Source organism: Nocardia farcinica (assembly GCF_001182745.1).
Classification (GTDB): Bacteria; Actinomycetota; Actinomycetes; order Mycobacteriales; family Mycobacteriaceae; genus Nocardia; species Nocardia farcinica.
On record NZ_LN868939.1, the window covers coordinates 1,908,235 to 1,930,968 of the forward strand.

The following is a 22,734-nucleotide window of genomic DNA, read 5'->3' on the forward strand; positions in this document are numbered from 1 at the left end:
GCCGGGACGACAGACTGGTGGACATGACTTCTCCAGCAGCGGCGGTCGCGGCCCGCGCCATCGACCTGACCAAGGTGTACGGGTCGGCGGACACGCAGGTCAGGGCGTTGGACGGGATCTCCGCCGAATTCGCCAAGGGCGAGTTCACCGCCATCATGGGCCCGTCCGGGTCGGGCAAGTCGACGCTGATGCACTGCCTGGCGGGATTGGACAGCGCCACCTCGGGGACGGTGCGCATCGGCGACACCGATCTCACCGAGCTGACCGACAAGCAGATGACGATGTTGCGCCGGGACCGGATCGGCTTCGTGTTCCAGGCGTTCAATCTGGTGCCGACACTCACCGCGCTGGAGAACATCACGCTCCCGCTCGACATCGCCGGCCGCAAACCGGACCAGGAGTGGCTGGCGACGGTGATCAAGCGGCTCGGTCTCGGCGACCGGCTCACCCATCGCCCCAGCGAGCTCTCCGGTGGCCAGCAGCAGCGCGTCGCGTGCGCGCGGGCGCTGGCAGGCAAGCCGGACATCATCTTCGGCGACGAGCCGACCGGCAACCTCGATTCCCGTTCCAGCGCCGAGGTGCTGTCGATCCTGCGCGCGGCCGTGGACGAATTCGGCCAGACCGTCGTCATGGTCACGCACGAACCGCACGCCGCCGCCTACGCCGACCGGGTGGTGTTCCTCGCCGACGGCCGCATCGTGGACGAATTGCGCGGCCCCACCGCCGAATCCGTGCTCGATCGGATGAAGGCACTGGAGACGGTGTGATGGCGGCCCGTCCGATGCGCAAGGTGGCCTTGCGCAACCTGGCCGCGCACAAGGTGCGGCTGGCGCTGACCCTGCTGTCGGTGGTGCTCGGCACCGCCTTCATCGCCGGCTCGTTCGTGTTCACCGACACCCTCCAGCGCACCTTCGACGGCATCTTCGCCGACGAGGCCAAAGGCGTGGACGTGCGGGTGAGCCCGAAACAGATGCAGTCGTTCGGTGTCCCCCTCGGTGTGGTGGATCAGGTGAGCCGCACCGAGGGCGTGCGGGCGGTGGCGCCGAGCGTCAACGGGCCGCTGGTGCTGCTCGACCCCGAGGGCAAGAAGCCGGTGCAGACCGGCGGCGCGCCGAGCATGGGCGAGTCCTACATCCCGCCCGAGCGCGCGGTGGCCGACGCCGAGACGTTCGTGGCGGGCGTGCCGCCCAGCCGCCCGGGCGAAGTCGCCATCAACACCGGCGGCGCCGAACGGGCGGGCCTGCACGTCGGCGACCGCACGAAGATCCTCATCCCTTCGCAGAGCACCCAGCGGCAGCCCGTGCTCGACGTGACCGTCACCGGCATCTACGAGGTGCCCGCCGACACCGGCGGTTTCATCGGCGTGCTGTTCGACGACGCCCAGGCCCGCCAATTGTTCACCGACGGCACCCATGTCGCCTACATCGACATCGCCGCCGCCGAGGGCGTGAACGCCGACGACCTGCGCGACCGCATCGCCGCCGCGCTGCCCACGTTCAAGGTGCAGAACGGTGAGCAGGTCCGCGAGGACCTGAAATCGCAGATCTCCGAGGCGCTCAACTTCATCAACTACTTCCTGCTCGCCTTCGGTGCGATCGCCCTGATCGTGGGCACCTTCATCATCTACAACACCTTCTCGATGATCGTGGCCCAGCGGCTGCGGGAGCTGGCGTTGCTGCGGGCGGTGGGCGCGAGCAGACGGCAGGTGGGCGGCTCGGTGGTGGCCGAGGCGCTGGTGATCGGCGTGATCGGCAGCGTCATCGGCCTCGCCGCGGGCATCGGGTTGGCGTTCGGGCTGTCCGCGCTGCTCAACGCCTTCGACCTGGGCCTGCCCACCGGGGCGATGGCGGTGCTGCCGCGCACGGTGCTGGTCGCGCTGCTGGTCGGCCTGGCCGTCACCGTGATCAGCGCCTACGCCCCCGCCCGGCGGGCCGCCCGGATCCCACCGGTGGAGGCGATGCGCGAGGAGTTCGCCAGCGCGGGCGACTCGCTGCGGCTGCGCACGCTCGCCGGTGGTGTGCTGGCCGTGCTCGGCGTGGTGCTGGTGGTGCTCGGCGCGCGCTCGACCGGTGGCAGCGCCGCCGCGACCGTCGGTGTCGGTGCGCTCGGCTTGATCCTGGCGGTCCTGCTGGCCTCGCCCGCGCTGTCGCGTCCGGTGTTGGGCGGGCTCGGGGTGCTGGTGCGGCCCTTCGGCACGGTGGGGCGGATGGCGCGCAACAACGCCGTGCGCAACCCGCGCCGCACCGCCGCCACCGCCTTCGCGCTCACCCTCGGCCTGATGCTGGTCTCGGCGATCGGCATGCTCGGCGCCTCGGCGAAGGCCAGCGTCGGTGTGCTGGTGGACAAGGGCGTGGTGTCGGACTACGTGCTCGCCGGTCCGCAGCAGTCGCAGCTGATCGGGCTGCCGCTCGGTGTGCCGGCCGCGGTGCGGGCCGAGGTGCCCGCCGCCGCCGAGGTGGTCGGCTTCCGCGGTGTCGCGGTGCAGGTCGGCGACGACCGGATGGCCGGGGTGGCGCCCGACGGGCCGATGGATCGCGCGCTGAACTACGAGATCCTCAGCGGTACCGGAACATTGGGGGAGCGCGACATCCTGATCTCGGCGGACGAGGCCGACGAGCACGGCTGGCGCGCGGGGCAGCAGGTCGAGCTGACCGGGCTGGACCGCAACCAGAAGGTGCCGGTCACCGTCGCGGGCGTCTTCCGCGACACCCCGTTGCTCGGTGACCTGGTGGTCTCCCCGACCATCTTCGAGGAGGTCACGCCGCCGTCGTTCCGCAGCAACTTCTTCGTGCTCGTCAACGCCGCCCCCGGCGCCGACCTGGCCGCGCTGCGCACCGATCTGGAGAACGCCACCGCCCAGTTCGCGGTGGTGCAGGTGCAGGACCGCGAACAGTTCAAGGGCGCGCAGGGCCAGCAGATCAACACCCTGCTGGCGATCCTCTACGGCCTGCTGGCACTGGCCGTGGTGATCGCGATCCTCGGCATCATCAACACGCTGGCGCTGTCGGTGGTCGAGCGGCGCCGCGAGATCGGCATGCTGCGCGCGGTGGGCGCGATGCGGGCGCAGATCCGGCGCACCATCTACCTCGAGTCGGTGCTGATCGCGGTGTTCGGCGCCATCGTCGGCGTGCTGCTCGGGCTCGGCATCGGCGTCGGATTCCTGCGCACGCTGCGCGATTTCGGCATCGACCAGATCGCGGTGCCGTGGGGTCAGCTGGTCGCGGTGCTCGTCGCGTCCGCGATCGTGGGCGTGCTGGCCGCGCTGTGGCCGGGCATCCGTGCGGCCCGCACGCCACCGCTCGCCGCGATCGCGGACCTGTGATCAGGTCGCGCGCGCGGCGGTGAGATCACGCGCGCGGCCACCCACGGCGCGCACGGCGGCGGCGAGGGCGACCACGGCGGGCAACGCGCCCGTCTCGTCGAGCGCCGCCGCCCAGGCGGCGCCCGGGTCGATCAGGTCGGCGATCGGGCCGAGTTCGGCGCCGTCGGCGTGGATGCGGGCACCGGCGGCCTGTAATGCGCCCAGCGCCAACGAGGTTCGCGCCGAGACCACCGCGAGGTGGATGCGGCGCACGGGCGCGGCGCCGTCGCCGGGGCGCGCAGGCCCGGCGGGGCCGAATTCGAGTACCGGGCCGGTGAGCCGGTTACGCGCCAGATAGCGCTCGGCGCGCGGCGCCAGCCCGGCGGGCAGTTCCACACCGACCACGCGCTCGTCGCAGCGCAGCAGCACCTGCTCGCCGGACCGGGTCAGCGTCCACCATCGGCTGCCTCCGCACACCGGCCCGGCCGTGCGTCCGGTGCCCGTGCGGCGCGGGGCCGCCGTCCGGGCATGGTCGACGGCGCCCACCGGGCGCGGCAGATCCATCGGTCGATCACCTCTCCAGATGCGGTGTGGACGCGAACGTGCCGCCGTCGTCGAGCGGCGTCCCGGTTCGAGTGGCGGTGCCGCCGGTGTGAGGGGGACCGGCGGCACCGCCGTCCCGGCGTCGGCTGCCGTTCAGGGGGCTGATGGTCGGTCCCCATACCTCGACCGGGACTGATCCGGATGATTGCGGATCGATTGCCATCGTATGGCGACCGCCACCCCGAAGTGACCGAAACGACGAACATCCCCGACGCAGGACACCCGTGGCTATCCCGGTCGCCGGTCCGCCCGTCCGGCATTGGCATCGGCCCAGGCGTGCACGTCCCCGCGATCGAGCGCCACCGCCAGCAGATCCGGGAACTTGTCCGGGGTGCAGGCGAAGGCGGGGATGCCGAGTCCGGCCAGGGCGGCGGCGTTGTCGTGGTCGAAGGAGGGGGCGCCGTCGTCGCTGAGCGCGAGCAGGACCACCACCTGCACGCCGGCGTCGCGCAGGGCGTTCATGCGGCGCAGCATCTCGGCGCGGATACCACCCTCGTAGAGGTCGGAGATGAGCACGAACAGGGTGTCGGCGGGGCGGGTGATCAGCGACTGGCAGTAGGCGATGGCCCGGTTGATGTCGGTGCCGCCGCCGAGCTGGGTACCGAACAGCACGTCCACCGGATCGGTGAGCAGGTCGGTGAGATCGACGACCTCGGTGTCGAAGACGACCAGCGAGGTGCGCAGCGACCGCAGCGAGGCCAGCACCGCGCCGAACACCGAGGCGTACACCACACTCGCGGCCATCGACCCGGACTGGTCGACCGCGAGCACCACTTCCCGGCGCACCGCCTGGCTGTTGCGGCCGTAGCCGACCAGCCGCTCCGGCACGACCGTCCGGTGTTCGGGCAGGTAGTGGGCGAGATTGCGGCGGATGGTGCGATCCCAGTCGATGTCGCGCAGCTTCGGCCGGGCGACCCGGGCGGCCCGGTTGAGCGCGCCGCCGACCGCGGTGCGGGTGTGTGTCGCGATCCGTTCCTCGATACGGCGCACCACCTGTTCCACCACCGCCCGCGCGGTCGCCTTGGTGGTTTCCGGCATCACCCGGTTCAGGCTCAGCAGGGTGCCCACCAGGTGCACGTCCGGCTCGACCGCGGCCAGCAGCTCCGGTTCCAGCAGCAGTTCGGTGAGGTGCAGGCGGTCGATCGCGTCGCGCTGCAGCACCTCCACCACGGTGGACGGGAAATAGGTGCGGATGTCGCCGAGCCAGCGCGCCACCCGCGGCGCCGACCCGCCGAGTCCGCCCGCGCGCGGTCCGGCGCCCTGCTCGTCGCCGGTGTTGTAGAGCGCGCCGAGAGCGCGGTCCACGGCGACGTCGTCGGCGGACCCGAGCCCGCCGAGTTCCGGCTCGGCGGCCGCGCCGAGCACCAGACGCCAGCGGCGCGAAGCGGATTCGTTGTGCTCGTCGGGTGCGGTCATGACGGGACTCCCAGGATGTCGGCGACCGTGCGCAGGGCGCGGCGGCCGCGCTCGGGGTCGACGGTCGCGGCGGCGGCCACGCGGACGGGGGCGGTGTCGCGCACCGCGTTGCCGATGGCGCGGCGCTCGCCGGATTCGAAGGCGCCGAAGGTGCGCCGCAGCACCGGCAGGGTTTCCAGGAACTGCTCGTCGTCGAGCCCGCGCAGCCAGCCGTCGATGAGGGCGAGCAGGTCGCGGTCGTGCACCAGCAGCAGCCCGCGCCCGCCGAGGAAACCGTCGATCCAGGCGGCCTTCTGGGCGGCGGTGTTGCCGACCGACAGCGCCGCGGCCAGCCGGGTGGCGGCCGCGTCCGCGGCGATCCGCCCCGCGTCGGTGAGCAACCGCACGGCCCGTCCGACCAGGGCGCCGTGCACGTCGTCGCGGTCGGCCAGCCGCGCCAGTGCCGCCAGCCAGGTATCGGTGGCGGCGGCGTCGTCGCGGGTGTGGATGGCCAGGTGGGCGGCGTCGAGCAGGCCGCGCAGCTGCTCGGCGGCCTCGGTGTCCAGGCCGGTGACCGCGCCCGGCAGCCCCGCGCAGGCGCGTACCAGCAGGCCGTCGGCCACCCCGGCCAGCGCCTTGGTGTCGGTGCCGCGCACGTCGCCGTAGCGCAGCGTGCGCACCAGGCCGGGCAGCGCGGCCAGCAGATGGGTGACGTCGTGGTCCAGGGCGGCGACCGTGGCGAGCCGGTCGATCAGGCCGGGCAGGGCCTCGGCGAGGTCGGCCGGCAGCGCCTGCTCCAAGGCTTCGGTGAGGTCGGCGAGGGTGCGGTCCGGGGCCGCGGCGGCGTCGAGCACCTTCGCCGCGGCCGCGGTGCGGATCGTCGTGCCCCAGCGCGACGCCTCGATCACCGCGACCGCGAATTCCGGGCGCCAGCGCAGCGTCCACGTCTCGCGGAAGGTGCCGGTGCCGCGCACGTCGCCGGTGGTGCGGGTGCCCCAGCCGATTCCGAGCAGGGCCAGCCGGTGCAGCAGCTGGGAGCGTTCGCGTTCGCGCTCCTTGCGCAGGTCCAGGTCGACGGTGCGGGCGGTGGGTTCCTGTTTGAGCCGCAGCCGCCGGGCGGTGGCGCGCAGGTCGGCGTCCAGCGGCACCGTCGGGGTGTCGTCGGGGACGGTGCCCAGCGCCTCGCCGACGACGAGTTCGGCGGTCACCACCCGCACCATCGTCTCGTCGCCGCCGCACATCACCGACCGCACCGCCTCGGTGACCTCCGACAGCCCGGCCAGCGGCCGGTCGCGCAGCGTGGCCAGCGTCTGCGCCAGCCGGACGGCCTCGATGACGTGCGCGCTCGACACCGGCAGGTCGTGCGCCCGCAACACCCCGGCCACCCTGGTCAGCCACCGCGCGATCGGCTGCTCGGGGGTGGTGAACAGGTGGTGGTACCAGCCGGGGGAGTCGATGCCCGCGCCGTAGCCGGAGGCCGTGGCCAGTCGCGAATGCGTCCACGGCACCCAGGTGAGCGTGGCCTTGATCTTCGGCATGCCCTTGAGCAGCCGGGCATCCGGGGCGGCGGGGCCGAGCGGCCCGGCCAGCGCCGGGGCGTGCCAGGCCCCGCACACCACCGCCAGCCGCCGCGCGCCGCCCTTGAGCGCCTTGCGCATCGCCTGCCGCATGTAGGCCTCGCGGCGCAGGGTGTGCTCGTCGATGCGGACGGTGTCGCGCAGCGCGCCCATCGCCTCGGTCAGGGCATCGAAAATGGCGGCGTCGGAGGTGGATTCGACGACGGCGTCCCACCAGCGTTCGGCGTCGTCGTAGCCGCCCGCGGCGGCCAGCTCGGCCAGCGGGTCGTCGCGGTCGCCCGGCTCGTGGTCGGCGGCCAGCACCGCGGTCGCGGGCAGATCGCAGAAGCCCACCGGCACCTCGTGCCGCATCGCGTGGTCGAGCGCCTGCCATTCCGGGGAGAACACCGCGTACGGCCAGAACGCGGCGCGGTCGGGCCGGTCCGGCACGTAGGCCAGCAGCGCCACCGGCGGGCGCAGGTCGGCGGAGGCGACGAACGCGGTGAGCGGGTCGGCGTCGGCGGGGCCTTCGATGAGGATGTGGTCGGGCGCGAACTGTTCCAGCGCAGTGCGCAGCGAACGCGCCGAGCCCGGCCCGTGGTGGCGGATGCCGAACACCTCGGTGACGGCGGTCGCGCGGTCCGGCACAGTGTTTCGCATCGGCCTAACCGGTGACCTCGCGGCACGCGCGATAGAAGTCCGCCCAGTCGGGCCGCTCCCGCACCACGGCCTCGAGGTATTCGGTCCACACCGCGGTGTCGGCGACCGGGTCCTTGACGACCGCGCCGAGCAGCGCGCCCGCGATGTCGGTGGGGCGCAGCACGCCGTCGCCGAAGTGGGTGGACAGCGCGATGCCGTTGGTGAGCACCGAGATCGCCTCGGCGGTGGACAGCGTGCCCGAGGGCGACTTGAGTTTGGTGCGGCCGTCGGCGGTGATGCCCGAGCGCAACTCGCGGAACACCCGCACCACCCGCCGCACCTCCTCGGCCGCGGCGGGCACCGCGGGCAATTCCAGTGCGGCGCCGAGCTGTTCGACGCGGCGCGCCACGATGGCGACCTCGTCGTCCTCGTCGGCGGGCAGCGGCAGCACCACGGTGTTGAAGCGGCGGCGCAGCGCGGAGGACAGTTCGTGCACGCCGCGGTCCCGGTCGTTGGCCGTGGCGATCACGTTGAAGCCCTTGGCGGCCTGCACCTCGGTGCCGAGCTCGGGGATGGGCAGTGTCTTCTCCGACAGCACCGTGATGAGCGCGTCCTGCACGTCGGAGGGGATGCGGGTGAGTTCCTCGATGCGGGCCAGCGCGCCGAGCCGCATGGCCGTCAGCACGGGGGAGGGCACCAGCGCCCCCTCGGTCGGGCCCTCGGCCAGCAGCCGCGCGTAGTTCCAGCCGTAGCGCACGGCCTCCTCCGCCGTGCCGGAGGTGCCCTGCACGAGCAGGGTGGAGGTGCCCGAGATGGCCGCCGAAAGGTGTTCCGACACCCAGGTTTTGGCGGTGCCGGGCACGCCGAGCAGCAGCAGCGCGCGGTCGGTGGCCAGGGTCGCCACCGCGACCTCCATCAACCGGCGCGGGCCGACGTACTTCGGGGTGATGACGGTGCCGTCGTCGAGGGTGCCGCCGAGCAGGTAGGTGACCACCGCCCACGGCGAGAGCCGCCACGAGGGCGGGCGGGGACGGTCGTCGGCCGCGGCCAGCGCGCTCAGCTCCGCGGCGTAGGCCTGTTCGGCGTGCGGGCGCAACAGCTCCGGCGCCGGGTCGGTGGTGGTCACTGCAACTCCTCGAGCATCATCGAGCGGTGGGTGAGGTCGTCGGCGAGCTGGTCGAACGCCCGCTGCCAGGACGGGTCGGCGCAGCGGCCCGCCGCCGCCGCGAGGGCGCCGGTCAGATCCACCGGCAGGTGGGTGGCCGCCGCGGTGAGCAGCGACCGGTGCGCGGCGGGACCGGTGCCGTGCGCGCCGCCGCCCTGGGCCGCGATCCGGGCCCGCTCCAGCAACAACAGGATCACGTGCTCGCCCAGGGCGCGCGGCCACGGGTGCTCCATCGCGGGCAGCAGTGCCTCGAGTTCGGAGAGCCAGGAGCTGTCCAGCCGTTGCAGGTGCCGGACCCGATCCCCCGGGGGCAGCAGCGCGAACAGCTCGCGGCGGCGCAGCAGCGCGGTGTCGGAGGGCACGCCGCCGGCGAACAGCGCCGCCGCCCAGTCCGGGTCGCGCTGGTGCAGGGCGGCATCCAGCCAGCCGTCGAACAGTGGCTGCCGGTAGCGGTCGGCCACCGTCACGCGCAGCGCCGCGCGCGGGTCGTCGAACAGGCCGGTCCAGTGGCTCAGCGGCGTCGCGGCAACGACCTGGCGCAACCGGCCCGCGCCGACGTCGGGCACGCCGTTCCAGCGGTAGCTGAATTCGACGGTGCGGTCGGTGATGCCGTCGCGGCGGGCGGCGTCGTCGAGATCCTCGGGCACCCGGATGTCCAGGCGGGTGTCCGCGACCCGCACCCAGGCGGCGGCCCGGGCCCGCATCCGCCCCGCGAACCGGGACGAGGGGAGGCGGGCCAGCAGTCCGACGGCGGTGCGGCGGACCTCCGCGCGACGGTCGTCCAGCGCGGACTCGAGCAGCGGCTCGTCGCGCTCGGCCAGACCGTCGGCGAGGACCGCCAGCAGGTCGGCCCGGCTCGATCCCGGTTCCTTCGGCCATGCCGCGCTCAGCCGGTCCAGCGCCGCGGCGGGGTCCCGGCGGCGCAGGTCGGCGAGCCAGGCGCGGCGGCGGGCCTGCGTGCCGAACAACCAGGTGTCCGCGCTCGCGTCGGTGTGGTCCGGCTCGGTGCCCGGCAGCTCCCGCCACGCCGGATTCCGCCGCGCCAGCCACCGGCCCCGGGTACCGGCCAGCCGCAACAGCGGCCCGCGCAGGCCCGGGTCGACCACGGCGACCTCGAGCAGCTGCGCCGACAGTGCCTCCGGTGCGCGGTAGTCGTGCGGTGCGGCGGCGGCGAACCACTCTGGCAGGAACGGTGAACGCGCCCGCAGCATGTCCGACAGCCGCTGCGCGGCGCGGCGGGGCAGCAGGGGGCGCGGATCGTCCGGGGCGGGCGCGGGTGGGGTCGCGGTGCCGGGCAGGCGGCCCGCCCGGTGGTAGACCTCGCGCAGCGCGGCCGACTCCAGCACGGTCAGCGGCGGATCGACGGTGAGCCGGGCGGCCACGGCGGCCACCGGTGCGGGCAGGCTCGCCGGGTCCGGCGCCCGCCGGGCGGTGCCGAGCAGGGCGACCGAGGTGAGGTCGTCGGGTGCGGGCGCGGTCTCGGTGACCCGCAGCGGTTCGGGCGGTGCGTCGGCGTCGTCGGCGGCATGGATCTCGCCCAGGGCGAACACCGAGATCGGGATCAGCCCGTCCGGTGTCCATTCCCCGACCATCGTCACCGGATGGCCGCCGGAGATGCCGAGCAGCCGCCAGGGCCGCGCGAAATCCACCAGCGGCAGCGCGGCGCCGGTGCTGTCCACCACCGCGCGCACGTCGTCCTCGGCCACCGGGACGACCTCGCGTACCAGCACCGGCCACGAACGCAGCCACGGATCGGCGGCCAGCGCGGCGGCGTAGTCGGCGAGCGCCGCGGGGCAGCCGCCGGTCTCGTCGGGGGCGGGCAGTGTGGTGAACGGCTCCTCGGTGCCGTGCCGCGCGCCCCACAGCACCCGCAGCGGCGCGGCGCCGGGGTAGAAGTGCACGTCCGCCTCGACCATCAGCCCGGGCGGCGGTGCGGTCACCGGGAAGGTGGGCGCGCCGAAACTGTGCTCGACCAGCTGCGCCCACCGTCGCGTGCGTCTGCCCAGCAGCCAGGTGCGCCGGGTGTGCAGGCGGTCCTCCTCGCTGACCCGGGTGCCGAGGGTCATCCATCGGTCGCGCACGGCCGGTTCGGCCCGCACCCGCTCGGCCGGCATCGGATAGCCGATGTGGGTGCGGACGGCGGCGCGCAGCCCCTCGGGCAGTTCGTCGAGCCTGCGGTGGGCGGCGACCAGCAGGTGCAGCGCCGCGTACTCGGCGAGCACGCGGCGCGGCCAGTCGGCGTCGGCGCGCGCGGTGCCCGCCAGACGGCGCAGCCGGGACGCGACGGCGGGTGCCTGCGCGTCGACCATCCGGGCCGCGATCGCCTCGAACGCGCCGTAGGAGCGGTCGGCCTGGGCCAGCCCGGTGCGCACCTGGTCGGCGAGCCAGATGTCGAGTTCCTCCAGCCCCGCCGTCACCCGCTGCCTGCGCTGGGCCGCGGTCGCCGGATCCGGGGTGCCGGACTTCGCCGACCGGGGTGCGCGGACCGCGGGCCGCGCGGCGAGCGCGAACTCGGGCGCCTGCGCGACCTCCGGTACCGCGCCCTGCGACCAGCGCAGCAGCAGCGACAACGCGTGCTTGCACGGCACCTTGCGGCTCGGGCAGTCGCACCGGTACGACGGGCCGGACACGTCGACCACCGTGGTGTAGGGCGTGGCGGAACTGCCCCGGCACCGGCCCCACACCAGTGCCTGCGACCAGCCGGTGTCGCGCCAGCGGTCGGCGAGCCCGCGGGCGGCGGACAGCGCGGCGGCATCCGGCGCGACAGCGCTCACCCGTTCTTCGGGCCACGGTGTGTTCATCTCGTCCGTTCGTTCCTCCTCGCCTCGATTTCTACCCGAGCTCACCGACAGCACCGGCGGCCGCCCACGGAATTCGCTGTGCCCGGCGCGGATTCGGGCCGATTCTGATCTTGCGCCGGGAACACCCGGTCTGGCATTCTGTCCTGTTCGGCTCCGCCGGACCACCCCAACGGGTGCTACGCGTCGAGCCGCCCGCCGGGGTCGGTCGAGGGGTGGACATCGTTTCGGGCCACGAGTGGGCGCCGCGGCACCGCTTCGATGACCATAGCGATCCCCGCGGGCAGGTTCGCGTGTATTCGTCGCCGCCGGTGACCGGTGGGCGGAACCCGCCGGATCGGGTACCGTTTCGCTCGGTTTTCGACAACAGACGCCGGGCGCGCGGGGGGCGCGTCCGGCGATGCGGTGGAGGGGGATCGGCGCGTGGGCTGGAAGCGCGTGGCGGGCACGGCTCCGGCCGCGATGGTCGCGCGCCGGATCGCCGACGATCCGACCGTTCCGCCCGATGTCCGCGCCGCGGTGCTGGACGCGCTGGGCGCGACCGATCCGCCGCCCGAGCCCGCCGTCGGTGGGCTGTCGGATGTGTTCCTGCGCGCGATCCGGGTGCGTGGTTTCCGCGGCATCGGCGCGGAAACCGAACTGGCCCTGCGGCCCGGGCCCGGCCTGACCCTGGTGGTGGGGCGCAACGGATGCGGTAAGTCGAGCTTCGCCGAGGCCGCGGAACTGGCGTTGACCGGCGGAAATCGCCGATGGGACGGCCGCTCGGCGGCGTGGCGGGAGGGCTGGCGCAATCTGCACGACGGCGCGAATCCTCGGATCGAACTCGAACTGCTCACCGGCGCAGCCGAATCCGCTCCCGTGGTGGTGAAGGAGTGGACCGCGCGGGCCGAACTGCACGAGGCGCGCTGGGTGATGCGCGGCGCCGACGGCGACCCGGCCGAGTTCGACGCCGACGGGTGGGCGCCGGTGCTCGAGCTCTACCGGCCCTTCCTGTCCTACAGCGAGCTCGGAGCACTGGTCGACGGCAAACCGAGCGACCTGTTCGACGCGCTGCACCAGCTCCTCGGCCTCGACGATCTCATCGCCGCGCACACCCGCCTGCGCGGGCGCAGGCTTGAGCAGGAACGCGCCGTCAAACAGTGCAGGCAGCAGCGCCTCGAGCTGCGCACCGATCTTGCCGCGGTCGCCGACGACCGCGCCGCCCGGCTCCTGGCCCTGCTCGACACCGAGCGCCCGGACCTGGCGGCGGTGGACCGGGAGGTGCGCGGCGGGGCGCCCGGCGCCGACGGCGCCGCCGACCTGCGTGCCATCGTGGCGCTGACCGTGCCGAGTGCCGCGGCGGTCGCCGCGGTGATCGACCGCCTCACCGCCTGCGCGCGCACCGTCCTCGGCCTGTCCACGCCCGCGGCCGAAGCCGACCTGCGCACGGCGGAGCTGCTGCGCCGCGCCCGGGACCACGTCGGTGCCGCGCGCGGGTGCCCGTGCCCGGTCTGCGGGCAGGGCGCCCTCGACGCCGACTGGGCCGCGGCCACCGACGAGACCCTCGCGACCCTGTCCACCCGGTGCGCACCGCTGCTCGCCGCCTACGCCGACCTGCGCGCCGCTCTGCGCGCGGCCCGCGCCCTGCCCGAACCGCCGCCACCCGAGCTCGTCCCGGGCCCCGCCGTCCCACCCACCGTCGACACCACCGCCGCGCTGCGCGCGTGGCGGCGGTGGGCCGGTGTCCCGGCCGCCGGCGAGGGGTGGCCGGATCGAGCGCGTCCCTCGGCGACGGCGGCCCTGGCCCTGGCCGAGGAGCTGCTCGGCGCGTACACGCAGCTGGCCGACGAACTGGCGGCCTTGCGCAATCGAACCGTCAAGGAACTCGAGCGGTTGGAGGGGGTCTGGGCGCCGTTGACGCCGCGGCTGGCGGCGTGGCTGGATCTCGCGCGGGAGGTGTCGGCGCGGGCGGGGGAATTGCGCACGCTGCGGCGCGCCGAGGAGTGGCTCAAGGGGATCACCGCCGAGCTGCGGGACGAGCGGATGGCGCCGCTCGAGACGCAGGCGCGCTGGGTGTGGCAGACCCTGCGCCAGCAGAGCAACGTGGAGCTGGGGGGAATCCGCTTGCAGGGCAACGCGGGCAGCGCACGGCGGGTGCTGCTCGACGTGACCGTGGACGAGGTCGACGGCGCCGCGCTCGGCGTGATGAGCCAGGGCGAACTGCACGCACTCGGCCTGTCGCTGTTCCTGCCGCGCGCCACCGTGGCCGACAGTCCGTTCCGGTTCGTCATGATCGACGATCCGGTACAGGCGATGGACCCGGCGAAGGTCGACGGCCTGGCCACCGTGCTCGCCACCGTCGCCCGTACCAGACAGGTGGTGGTGTTCACCCACGACGAGCGGCTGGCCGAGGCGGTGCGCCGGATGGAACTCGACGCCCACGTGCTCGAGGTCCAGCGCCGGGAACGCTCGGTGGTCGAGGTGCGCACCGTCGGCGACCCGGTGCGCCGCTACCTCGACGACGCCCGCTCGCTGGTGCGCACCCCGCAGCTGCCGCCCGCGATCGCCGACGAACTCGTCGCCACCTGCTGCCGGTCCGCGGTGGAGGCGGCCGCGCTGGCCAGGGCCCGGCGCGAGCTGCTCGCCGCCGGGCTCGACCATCGCACGGTGGAGCGGCACGTGGCGGGCGCGCACACCACCCGCGCGATGGTGGCGCTGGCGGTGATGGGCGTCGACTACAACGTCGACCACCTCAACAAGCACCTGGCCCGGGACGGCCGGTGGTTGGTGGAGGCCCTGCGCGATGTGACCGCGGGCGCGCACGTCCCCATCGACCGCGGCATGCGCGCGCTGATCGCCGACACCGAGCGGTTCATCGCCTGGTTGCGCCGATGAGCGACCAGTTCGGGCACCGGCCGCGCCGCCGGCCCCGCCGCGCGCGTGCGCCCCGGCCGACGGTCGCGCAACGGTTGGCGGCGGTGGACCGGTTGCTCGACGGGGAGGTGTCGGACGCGGGTGGCGTGTGGTCGCGCGCGACCGCCTGGATCCTGCGCCTCGCGCTCGAGCAGGCCGTCGACGACCTGTGGCGCCGGGTCGCCCCCGACCTCGTGCGCTGTCCGATGCGGGCCCAGTTGCTGGCCCTGCGGGTGTACGCGACCCCTGCCACCGCCGCCCGGGTGGGGGCCCTGTGGGCCGCGCTGTCACGCGCGGCCCACCATCACGACTACGACCTCGCCCCGGCCGTCGCGGACCTGCGCCGCTGGCGGGAGCAGACCGCCGACCTCGCGGCCGAGCTGGCCACGACCGGTCGCGCACCCGAATTCGCCTGGGTCCGTAGGGAACTGGACTGACTCGGCCGCGGCCGTGCGGCGCCGCCGTGGCCGGGTCCTCGGGACCGTCACCCGGACAGCTCGGTCTCCGTGAGGGATTCGGCTCGGGACAGGTTGATGCCCAGGTTCGCGGCCGTCCGCTCGTGATCGTCGTCGACCCCGTGCGCCAGTTCGACCGCGGCACCGGCGGACAGCACCTCGACGTTGAGGCACAGTGCCTGGAGTTCCTTCAACAACACCTTGAACGATTCCGGCACACCGGGTTCCGGGATGTTGTCGCCCTTGACGATCGCCTCGTAGACCTTCACGCGGCCGACGACGTCGTCGGACTTGATCGTGAGCAGTTCCTGCAGGGTGTAGGCCGCGCCGTAGGCCTGCATCGCCCAGCACTCCATCTCACCGAAGCGCTGGCCACCGAACTGGGCCTTACCACCGAGCGGCTGCTGGGTGATCATCGAGTACGGGCCGGTGGAGCGAGCGTGGATCTTGTCGTCGACCAGGTGGTGCAGCTTCAGGATGTACATGTAGCCCACGGCGATCGGGTACGGGAACGGCTCGCCGGAACGCCCGTCGAACAGGGTCGCCTTCCCGTCCGGGCCCACCAGCACGTCACCGTCGCGGTTGGGCCGGGTCGCGCCGAGCAGCCCGGTGAGTTCCTCTTCCCGCACTCCGTCGAACACGGGGGTGGCCAGGTTCGTTCCGGGCTCCGCCGCGAGCAGCTCGTCGGGTAGGCGCGCCGCCCAGTCCGGCCGTTGTCCGTCCACGGTGCGAATGTCCCAGCCGGCTTTGCCGATCCAGCCGAGGTGGGTTTCCAGGATCTGGCCGATGTTCATCCGCCGCGGCACACCGTGGGTGTTGAGGATGATGTCGACCGGGGTGCCATCGGGCAGGAACGGCATGTCCTCGGTGGGCAGGATCTTGCCGATCACACCCTTGTTCCCGTGCCGACCGGCCAGCTTGTCACCGTCTTGGATCTTGCGCTTCTGCGCCACATACACCCGCACCAACTCGTTGACACCGGGCGGCAGATCGTCATCGTCCTCCCGGGAGAACACCCGGATCCCGATGACCTTGCCCGACTCACCGTGGGGCACCTTCAACGAGGTATCACGCACCTCACGCGCCTTCTCCCCGAAGATCGCCCGCAGCAACCGCTCCTCCGGCGTCAGCTCGGTCTCACCCTTGGGCGTGACCTTACCGACCAGGATGTCACCATCACGCACCTCCGCACCGATCCGCACGATGCCACGCTCGTCCAGATCCGCCAACACCTCATCGGAGACATTCGGAATGTCGCGAGTGATCTCCTCGGCACCGAGCTTGGTGTCACGAGCATCGATCTCGTGCTCCTCGATATGGATCGAGGTCAACACATCCTGCTCCACCAACCGCTGGGACAAGATGATCGCGTCCTCGTAGTTGTGCCCCTCCCACGGCATGATCGCCACCAACAGGTTCTTACCCAGCGCCATCTCACCGTTCTCGGTGCACGGCCCATCAGCCAACACCTGCCCGGCCTCGACCCGCTGACCCTCGTCCACGATCGGCCGCTGATTCGAACACGTCCCCTGGTTCGACCGGTTGAACTTCCGCATCCGATACGACTTACGAGTCCCGTCATCGGCCATCACCGTGACGTAATCGGCCGAAACCTCCTCGACCACACCGGCCTTCTCGTTCACCACCACATCACCGGCATCCACCGCCGCACGCAGCTCCATACCGGTACCCACGATCGGCGCCTCCGACCGAATCAACGGCACCGCCTGACGCTGCATATTCGCACCCATCAGCGCACGGTTGGCATCATCATGCTCGAGGAACGGAATCATCGCCGTCGCCACCGACACCATCTGCCGCGGCGACACATCCATGTAATCCACCGCGGCGGAATCGACGAGTTCCACCTCGGAGTTCTTCCGGCGCACCGGGATGCGCGCGGCCAGGAAGCGGCCCTCGGCGTCCAGCGGTTCGTTCGCCTGGGCCACCACGTGCCGGTCCTCCTCGTCGGCGGTGAGGTAATCGACCTCGTCGGTGACCCGGCCGTCCACCACCCGCCGGTAGGGGGTCTCGACGAAACCGAACGGGTTGACCCGCGCGTACACCGACAGGTACCCCATCAGGCCGATGTTCGGCCCCTCCGGCGTCTCGATCGGGCACATCCGGCCGTAGTGGCTGTAGTGCACGTCGCGGACCTCCAGGCCGGCCCGTTCGCGCGAGAGCCCGCCCGGCCCGAGCGCGGACAGCCGCCGCTTGTTGGTCAGGCTCGCCAGCGGGTTGCGCTGGTCCATGAACTGCGACAGCTGCGAGGTGCCGAAGAACTCCTTCATCGCCGCGACCACCGGGCGGATGTTCATCAGCGACTGCGGCGTGATCGCCTCGACGTCCTGGGTGGTCATGCGCTCCCGCACCACCCGTTCCATCCGGGACAGACCCACGCGGATCTGGTTCTGGATCAGCTCACCCACGGTGCGCACCCGGCGGTTACCGAAATGGTCGATGTCGTCGACCTCCACCGGCACCTCGACCCCGCCGGGCGCGATCATCGTCTTGTCACCGGCGTGCAGGCGCACCAGGTACTCGATGGCGGCCGCGATGTCGTCCTCGGTGAGTACCCGCGGTGCCCCCGGAGCGCGCAGCCCGAGCTTCTTGTCGATCTTGTAACGGCCCACCCGCGCCAGGTCGTAGCGCTTCTCGGTGAAGAACAGATTCGCCAGCAGGTTCTGCGCCGACTCCTTGGTCGGCGGCTCGCCGGGCCGCAGCTTGCGATGGATCTCGAGCAGCGCGTCGTCGGTGCCCGCCACGTTGTCCTTGGCCAGCGAGGCCATGATCAGCGGGGCGAACCCGAATCGCTCGGCGATCCGCTCCGCACTCCAGCCCAGCGCCTTGAGCAGCACCGTCACCGGCTGACGGCGCTTGCGGTCGATGCGCACGCCCACGGTGTCGCGCTTGTCGACGTCGAACTCCAGCCAGGCACCGCGCGACGGGATCACCCGCGCACTGTGCACGTCCTTCTCCGAACCCTTGTCGATCGCGTGGTCGAAGTACACACCCGGCGAGCGCACCAGTTGCGACACGACCACCCGTTCGGTGCCGTTGACGACGAATGTCCCGTGCGCGGTCATCATCGGGAAATCACCCATGAAAACGGTCTGGCTCTTGATCTCGCCGGTGTTGTTGTTCACGAATTCCGCCGTGACGAACCACGGCGCGGCATAGGTCAGATCCTTGTCCTTGCACTCCTCGACGGAGGCCTTGACCTCCTCGAACCGCGGATCGGACAACGTCAGCGACATCGTGCCCGCGAAGTCCTCGATGGGGCTGATCTCGGCGAGCACCTCGGCCAGCCCGGCGACCGGTTCCGTCCCGCGGACTGCCGCGCGGGCGCACCAGTCGGGTGCGCCGATCAGCCACCCGAACGATTCGGTCTGGATGTCCAGCAGGCCCGGAACCGCCAGGGGCTCGCGGATTCTGGCGAACGAGAGCCGCCGGGGCGCACCCGGGACTCCGGGCGCGGCGAGCGGGGACTCGGTCCGACTCGAGACTGTCACGATGCGTCCTTCCAGCACCGTATGCCGCCCGTTGCTGCGGGCGGTCGCGGTGCTCTGGTCTGTGGCCGGGTATTCCAAAGGCACACCGCGGGGGGACACCGTCTCGGACACGACTCGACAACACCGGTGAAAACAACGGGGCCGGACGCAGCCCGTGTTCCACGGTCTTTCATATTTCGAGAGTCGGACAGCACGCGACGCGGAGCGCGAGGTCCCAAATTACACGGGGAAACGACGAATGTCGAGAGGCAAGAAGAAATAAACACCGGAATTCGGTGTCTTCCCACTTCGATATTGTCATTGCGGGTGGGCCGTCGTCAAGTCCCCGCCGAATTTCGGTGCGAAATACCCCGCGGACCCCGCGGCGCCACCCCGGGCGCCGCCGGTGTGAGAATCGCGGTATGAGCGCGCCCTCGAGCTGTCCCTGCCGCCGCGGTGAGCCGTTCGATCGTTGCTGCGGCCCGGTCCTGGCCGGGCAGCGGCAGGCGGCCACGGCCGAGGCGCTGATGCGCTCGCGCTATGTCGCCTTCGCGGTCGGCGACGCGGACTATCTGCTGCGCTCCTGGCATTCGCGGACCCGGCCGAAACGACTCTCCCTCGACCACGGCCTGCGCTGGCGCTTCCTGGAGATCGTGCGCACCGAGCGCGGCGGCCCCTTCGACGACACCGGCGTGGTCGAGTTCGTCGCCCACTACCGCACCGACGAGGGCCGCGGCGAATTGCACGAGGTGAGCCGGTTCGCCCGCGAGGACGGGCAGTGGCGGTACCTCGACGGCGACATCGAGGACTGACCGGCACCGAGGACCGCCCCGGCGTACCGTTCGCCGATTCGGTAGCGTCGGCGAGCATGTCACGGGTGGCGATCGAGTACTGCACGCAGTGCCGCTGGATGTTGCGCGCGAGCTGGATGGCGCAGGAACTGCTCAGCACCTTCGGCACCGACCTGACCGAGGTCGCGCTCGTGCCCGGTACGGGCGGGGTCTTCCGGATCACCGTCGACGGCGAGCAGGTGTGGGAGCGCAAGGCCGACGGCGGCTTCCCCGAGATCACCGTGCTCAAGCAGCGCGTGCGCGACCGGGTCGCGCCGGACCGTGACCTCGGCCACGCCGACCGCCACGCCAGCGGATCGAGCCCCGACTAGGCGCAGCACCCGCCGCCGCAGCACCCGCCCCCGGCCGGCGCGGCCGGCGCGGCCTGGGCGGGGCCGGTGGCCTTGCCCACAGTCGCGAAGGTGGTCAGCAGCTTGACCGTGTCGTCGTGCCCGGCGGGGCAGCTGGCGGGGTCGCCGGACTGCGCCATCGGGCGGTTCACCTCGAAGGTGTCGCCGCAGCTGCGGCAACGAAAGCTGTAGTTCGGCACGGCCACAGGGTAGCGGGCCGGACCGGCCTGCGGTAGCGCGCCGGATACGGGGTAACGGTTGATGTCCGTAACCGGACGTACTCTCGAAAGAGGACCACCAGTGCCGACCCCGAGGACGTGGCGCACTTCCGACGGGTCGCGGAGGCACCGCGGACACGACCAGGAGGTGCGGCCATGACCACCCGATACGACACCACCGTCGAGATCGACGACGCGGGGCCGGTCGCCCACACCACCCACGGCCGGGTCCGCGGCGTCATGGACGGGCCGATCGCGGTCTGGCGCAGCATCCCCTACGCCGCCCCGGTGACCGGTCCCCGCCGGTTCCGGCCCGCCGAGCCACCCGAACCGTGGGACGGCGTGCGCGACTGCGTACGGTTCGGCGACATCGCGCCGCAGACGATGGGCACGATGGTTCCGGTCGACTCCGAGCTGCGCATGGGCGAGGACTGTCTGTGGCTGAACGTCTGGGCGCCCACCGAGCCGCGGGAACCCGAGGAACCGCGCCCGGTGCTGGTGTGGTTGCACGGCGGCGCCTACTGCCTCGGCACCGCCGCGCAGAAGATCTACGACGGTCGCAAGCTCGCCGAGACCGGCGATGCGGTGGTGGTTACGGTCAACTACCGCATCGGCGTCCTCGGCTTCCTCGACCTCTCCTCGGTGGTGGACGGCTGCACCCCGAACCTCGGTCTGCACGACCAGATCCGGGCGCTGGAATGGGTGCGGGAGAACATCGCGGCGTTCGGCGGTGACCCGGACAACGTCACCCTGTTCGGCGAGTCCTCCGGCGCCGGGTGCGTGACCGCGCTGCTGACCGCGCCCGCCGCGGCCGGCCTGTTCCACAAGGCCATCGCGCAGAGCCCGCCCGCCACCACCGTGTTCGGCAGGCAACGCGCCGAACTGGTCGCCCACCGTTTCCTCGAGCTGCTGGACCTGTCACCGGACCGCGCAGCCGAGGTGGGTGAGCTGCCCATCGAGCGGCTGGTGCAGGCGGCGGGCGTGCTCTTCGACGAGGTGCCGCTCAGGGAACCCGGCCGGTTGGCCGCCGCGCCGGTGGTCGACGGGGAGCTGCTGCCCGACTACCCGATCACCCGCTTCCAACAGGGCCGCTCGCACCGGGTGCCGCTGATCATCGGCACCAACAAGGACGAGGCCTCGCTGTTCCGGCTGTTCCGCTCGCCGATCATGCCGGTCACCCCGGAAGCGGTGACCATCATGCTGCGCGACGTCGCCGAGAGTCATCCGGACATGTCGCCCGAGCGGGTGGCCGAGATCGCCTCCGCCTACCCGGACCTGGGCAAAGCCCGTGGGGCGCTGGCGATGTCGACCGACGCCGCCTTCCGCATGCCCGCGCACTGGGTCGCCGACGGCCACTGCACCCACTCGATGACCTGGGTCTACCGGTTCGACCACGCCACCCCGATGCTGCGGGCGGCTCGCGTCGGCGCCGGGCACGCCACCGAATTGCCGTATGTGTTCGGCAATTTCGGCACGCTCAACCACGACCCCACCTTCTGGCTCGGCGGGCGCAAGCAGGCCACCGAGGTGTCGGGCCGGATGATGCGGCGCTGGCTGGCCTTCGCCCGCCACGGCGTCCCGGCCGCGCTGGACGGATCCAAGCATTGGCCGCCCTACGACCGGGACACCCGCCACACCCTGCTCATCGACGCCATCGACCGGGTGGTCGACGACCCCGACCGCGACCTGCACACGGCCTGGGGCGACCAGGCGGTCGGCTTCAGCTGAGCGGGCTCATCTCCCGCGCGGCCGCGCGCTTGCCCAGGTGCACCGGCATCCGTTCGTAGCCGTGCAGGGTGAACAGCGCGCGGCGGTGCGGCGGCTCGGCCAGCGCGAGATCCGGGAACCGCTCGAACAGTGCCCGCAGCGCGTAGACGCCCTCCATCCTGGCCAGGCTGGCGCCCAGGCAGACGTGGATGCCGCTGCTGAACGACAGGTGGTCCTTGGCGTTGGGCCGCGCCACATCGAAGCGCTCCGGGTCGGCGAACACCTTCGGATCCCGGTTGGCCCCGGCCAACGACAGCACCACCGTGTGCCCGCGGCGCAGCAGGGCGCCGTCGAGTTCCACATCGGTCAGCGCCGTGCGCGCGGTGCTCTGCACCGGTGAATCGATCCGCAGGATCTCCTCGACGGCGTTGGGCCACAGGTCGGGTTCCTCCCGCAGCCGGGCCAGCTGGTCGGGGTGGGCGAGCAACTGGACCACGCCGTTGCCGATGAGGTTGACCGTGGTCTCGAAGCCGGCGCCCATCAGCAGGCTGGCCGAGGCCTTCAGCGCGTGGTCGTCGAGGTCGCCCGCGGTCACCAGGGCGCTGAGGATGTCGTCGCCCGGTTCGCGGCGCAGCCGGGCGATGTGCCGGTCGAGGTAGTCGTTCATCACCTCCATCGCCAGCAGCGCCCGCTTGTGCGCCCGCCACGGGATGCCGATGTCGAGCAGCGGCGTCATCCGGTCGCCCCAGCCGAGGAACATCTGCCGGTCGGCGTCGGGGAAGCCGAGCATCTCGGAGATGATCGCGATCGGCACCTGCGAGGCGTAGGCGGCCACCAGATCGACCGAGCCGTGCGAGGGGAGCGCGTCCAGCAGTTCGGTGGTCACGCTCGCCACCCGGTCCCGCAGCCTGCCGATCGCGCGCGGGGTGAACGCGGCCGCCACCGGTTTGCGCATCGCGGTGTGCTCGGGCGGGTCGATCACCAGCATCGAGGGCGGCTCGACCGGGTTGGGCGGCAGCGGCGACCTGGCCGCCAGCCGCTTCAACGGCTCGAACGCGGTGAAGCTCTGCGGGGAGCGGACCCCGAACCGGTTGTCGCGCAGGATCGCGCGGCACAACTCGTGGTCGAAGGCGGCCCACGACAGCGGCGTGCGCACCGGGCCGCCGTCGCCGCGCAACTGCTCGATCAGCGGATAGGGGTCCTCGATGCCCTCGCGCCCGCCCACCAGCCGGGCGAACGGATCACCCCGGCGCGCCTGCGTGCGCAGGACCAGTCGCGGCGCGCCTTGCGCGGACAGCCATCGGAACCAGTACCGCAGCCTCATATCCCACCCA

General features: G+C 72.4%; 15 protein-coding genes. 7 read left to right on the forward strand and 8 right to left on the reverse strand.

Annotated features, from left to right (window positions below):
- The first annotated feature begins 23 nt into the window (after window positions 1-23).
- A complete protein-coding gene (locus tag AMO33_RS25600) occupies window positions 24-767 on the forward strand; it encodes an ABC transporter ATP-binding protein (protein WP_060595151.1) in 744 nt (247 codons plus the stop codon).
- Window positions 767-3,322, forward strand: a complete 2,556-nt coding sequence (locus AMO33_RS25605; RefSeq protein ID WP_060594561.1) for an ABC transporter permease — start codon at window positions 767-769, stop codon at window positions 3,320-3,322. The genes AMO33_RS25600 and AMO33_RS25605 overlap by 1 nt, the downstream gene beginning before the upstream one ends.
- On the opposite strand, the gene AMO33_RS25610 is transcribed toward AMO33_RS25605, so the two are convergent.
- The 5 genes from AMO33_RS25610 to AMO33_RS25630 all read right to left on the reverse strand — a co-directional run bounded on the left by AMO33_RS25610 (window position 3,323) and on the right by AMO33_RS25630 (window position 11,460).
- Window positions 3,323-3,865, reverse strand: coding sequence for a hypothetical protein (locus tag AMO33_RS25610; protein ID WP_060594562.1), 543 nt, complete (start codon window positions 3,863-3,865; stop codon window positions 3,323-3,325). It abuts the gene before it with no gap.
- Window positions 3,866-4,132: 267 nt separating this feature from the next.
- Window positions 4,133-5,320 carry a VWA domain-containing protein gene (locus tag AMO33_RS25615; RefSeq protein ID WP_060594563.1) on the reverse strand — a complete coding sequence of 396 codons (1,188 nt, stop codon included), beginning with the start codon at window positions 5,318-5,320 and terminating at the stop codon, window positions 4,133-4,135.
- The gene (locus AMO33_RS25620) at window positions 5,317-7,515 is read right to left on the reverse strand and encodes a DUF5682 family protein (RefSeq protein ID WP_060594564.1); all 2,199 of its coding nucleotides are present in this window, start codon (window positions 7,513-7,515) and stop codon (window positions 5,317-5,319) included. The genes AMO33_RS25615 and AMO33_RS25620 overlap by 4 nt, the downstream gene beginning before the upstream one ends.
- A 4-nt stretch (window positions 7,516-7,519) precedes the next feature.
- Window positions 7,520-8,620 carry an ATP-binding protein gene (locus AMO33_RS25625; RefSeq protein ID WP_060594565.1) on the reverse strand — a complete coding sequence of 367 codons (1,101 nt, stop codon included), beginning with the start codon at window positions 8,618-8,620 and terminating at the stop codon, window positions 7,520-7,522.
- Window positions 8,617-11,460, reverse strand: coding sequence for a DUF5691 domain-containing protein (locus tag AMO33_RS25630; protein WP_060594566.1), 2,844 nt, complete (start codon window positions 11,458-11,460; stop codon window positions 8,617-8,619). Before AMO33_RS25630 ends, AMO33_RS25625 begins: the two co-directional genes overlap by 4 nt.
- A 420-nt stretch (window positions 11,461-11,880) precedes the next feature.
- Between AMO33_RS25630 and AMO33_RS25635 the strand changes: the two genes are divergently transcribed.
- Entirely contained in the window at window positions 11,881-14,331 is a 2,451-nt protein-coding gene (locus AMO33_RS25635) for an AAA family ATPase (protein ID WP_240327315.1), read from the forward strand.
- Complete coding sequence (locus AMO33_RS25640; RefSeq protein WP_060594568.1) at window positions 14,328-14,786, forward strand: hypothetical protein; 459 nt, start codon at window positions 14,328-14,330, stop codon at window positions 14,784-14,786. Before AMO33_RS25635 ends, AMO33_RS25640 begins: the two co-directional genes overlap by 4 nt.
- 47 nt (window positions 14,787-14,833) lie before the next feature.
- On the opposite strand, the gene rpoB is transcribed toward AMO33_RS25640, so the two are convergent.
- Window positions 14,834-18,334 (reverse strand): DNA-directed RNA polymerase subunit beta, encoded by a 3,501-nt coding sequence (gene rpoB / locus AMO33_RS25645; protein ID WP_060595152.1) that lies wholly within the window; start codon window positions 18,332-18,334, stop codon window positions 14,834-14,836.
- 383 nt (window positions 18,335-18,717) lie between these two features.
- Between rpoB and AMO33_RS25650 the strand changes: the two genes are divergently transcribed.
- Together AMO33_RS25650 and AMO33_RS25655 are read left to right on the forward strand one after the other, a co-directional pair.
- Complete coding sequence (locus tag AMO33_RS25650) at window positions 18,718-19,107, forward strand: YchJ family protein (RefSeq protein WP_011211180.1); 390 nt, start codon at window positions 18,718-18,720, stop codon at window positions 19,105-19,107.
- A gap of 56 nt (window positions 19,108-19,163) precedes the next feature.
- Window positions 19,164-19,457 (forward strand): SelT/SelW/SelH family protein, encoded by a 294-nt coding sequence (locus AMO33_RS25655; protein WP_060594569.1) that lies wholly within the window; start codon window positions 19,164-19,166, stop codon window positions 19,455-19,457.
- Here AMO33_RS25655 and AMO33_RS25660 read toward each other — a convergent pair.
- Window positions 19,454-19,675: an FmdB family zinc ribbon protein gene (locus AMO33_RS25660; RefSeq protein WP_011211178.1), complete on the reverse strand. Its 222-nt coding sequence runs from the start codon at window positions 19,673-19,675 to the stop codon at window positions 19,454-19,456. The two genes, AMO33_RS25655 and AMO33_RS25660, sit on opposite strands and share 4 nt — an antisense overlap.
- Window positions 19,676-19,849: 174 nt before the next feature.
- Here AMO33_RS25660 and AMO33_RS25665 point away from each other — a divergent pair, with 174 nt between their 5' ends.
- Entirely contained in the window at window positions 19,850-21,421 is a 1,572-nt protein-coding gene (locus AMO33_RS25665) for a carboxylesterase/lipase family protein (protein WP_076574233.1), read from the forward strand.
- Here the strand turns inward: AMO33_RS25665 and AMO33_RS25670 are convergent.
- Entirely contained in the window at window positions 21,414-22,724 is a 1,311-nt protein-coding gene (locus tag AMO33_RS25670) for a cytochrome P450 (protein ID WP_060594570.1), read from the reverse strand. The two genes, AMO33_RS25665 and AMO33_RS25670, sit on opposite strands and share 8 nt — an antisense overlap.
- Between the last annotated feature and the right edge of the window lie 10 nt (window positions 22,725-22,734).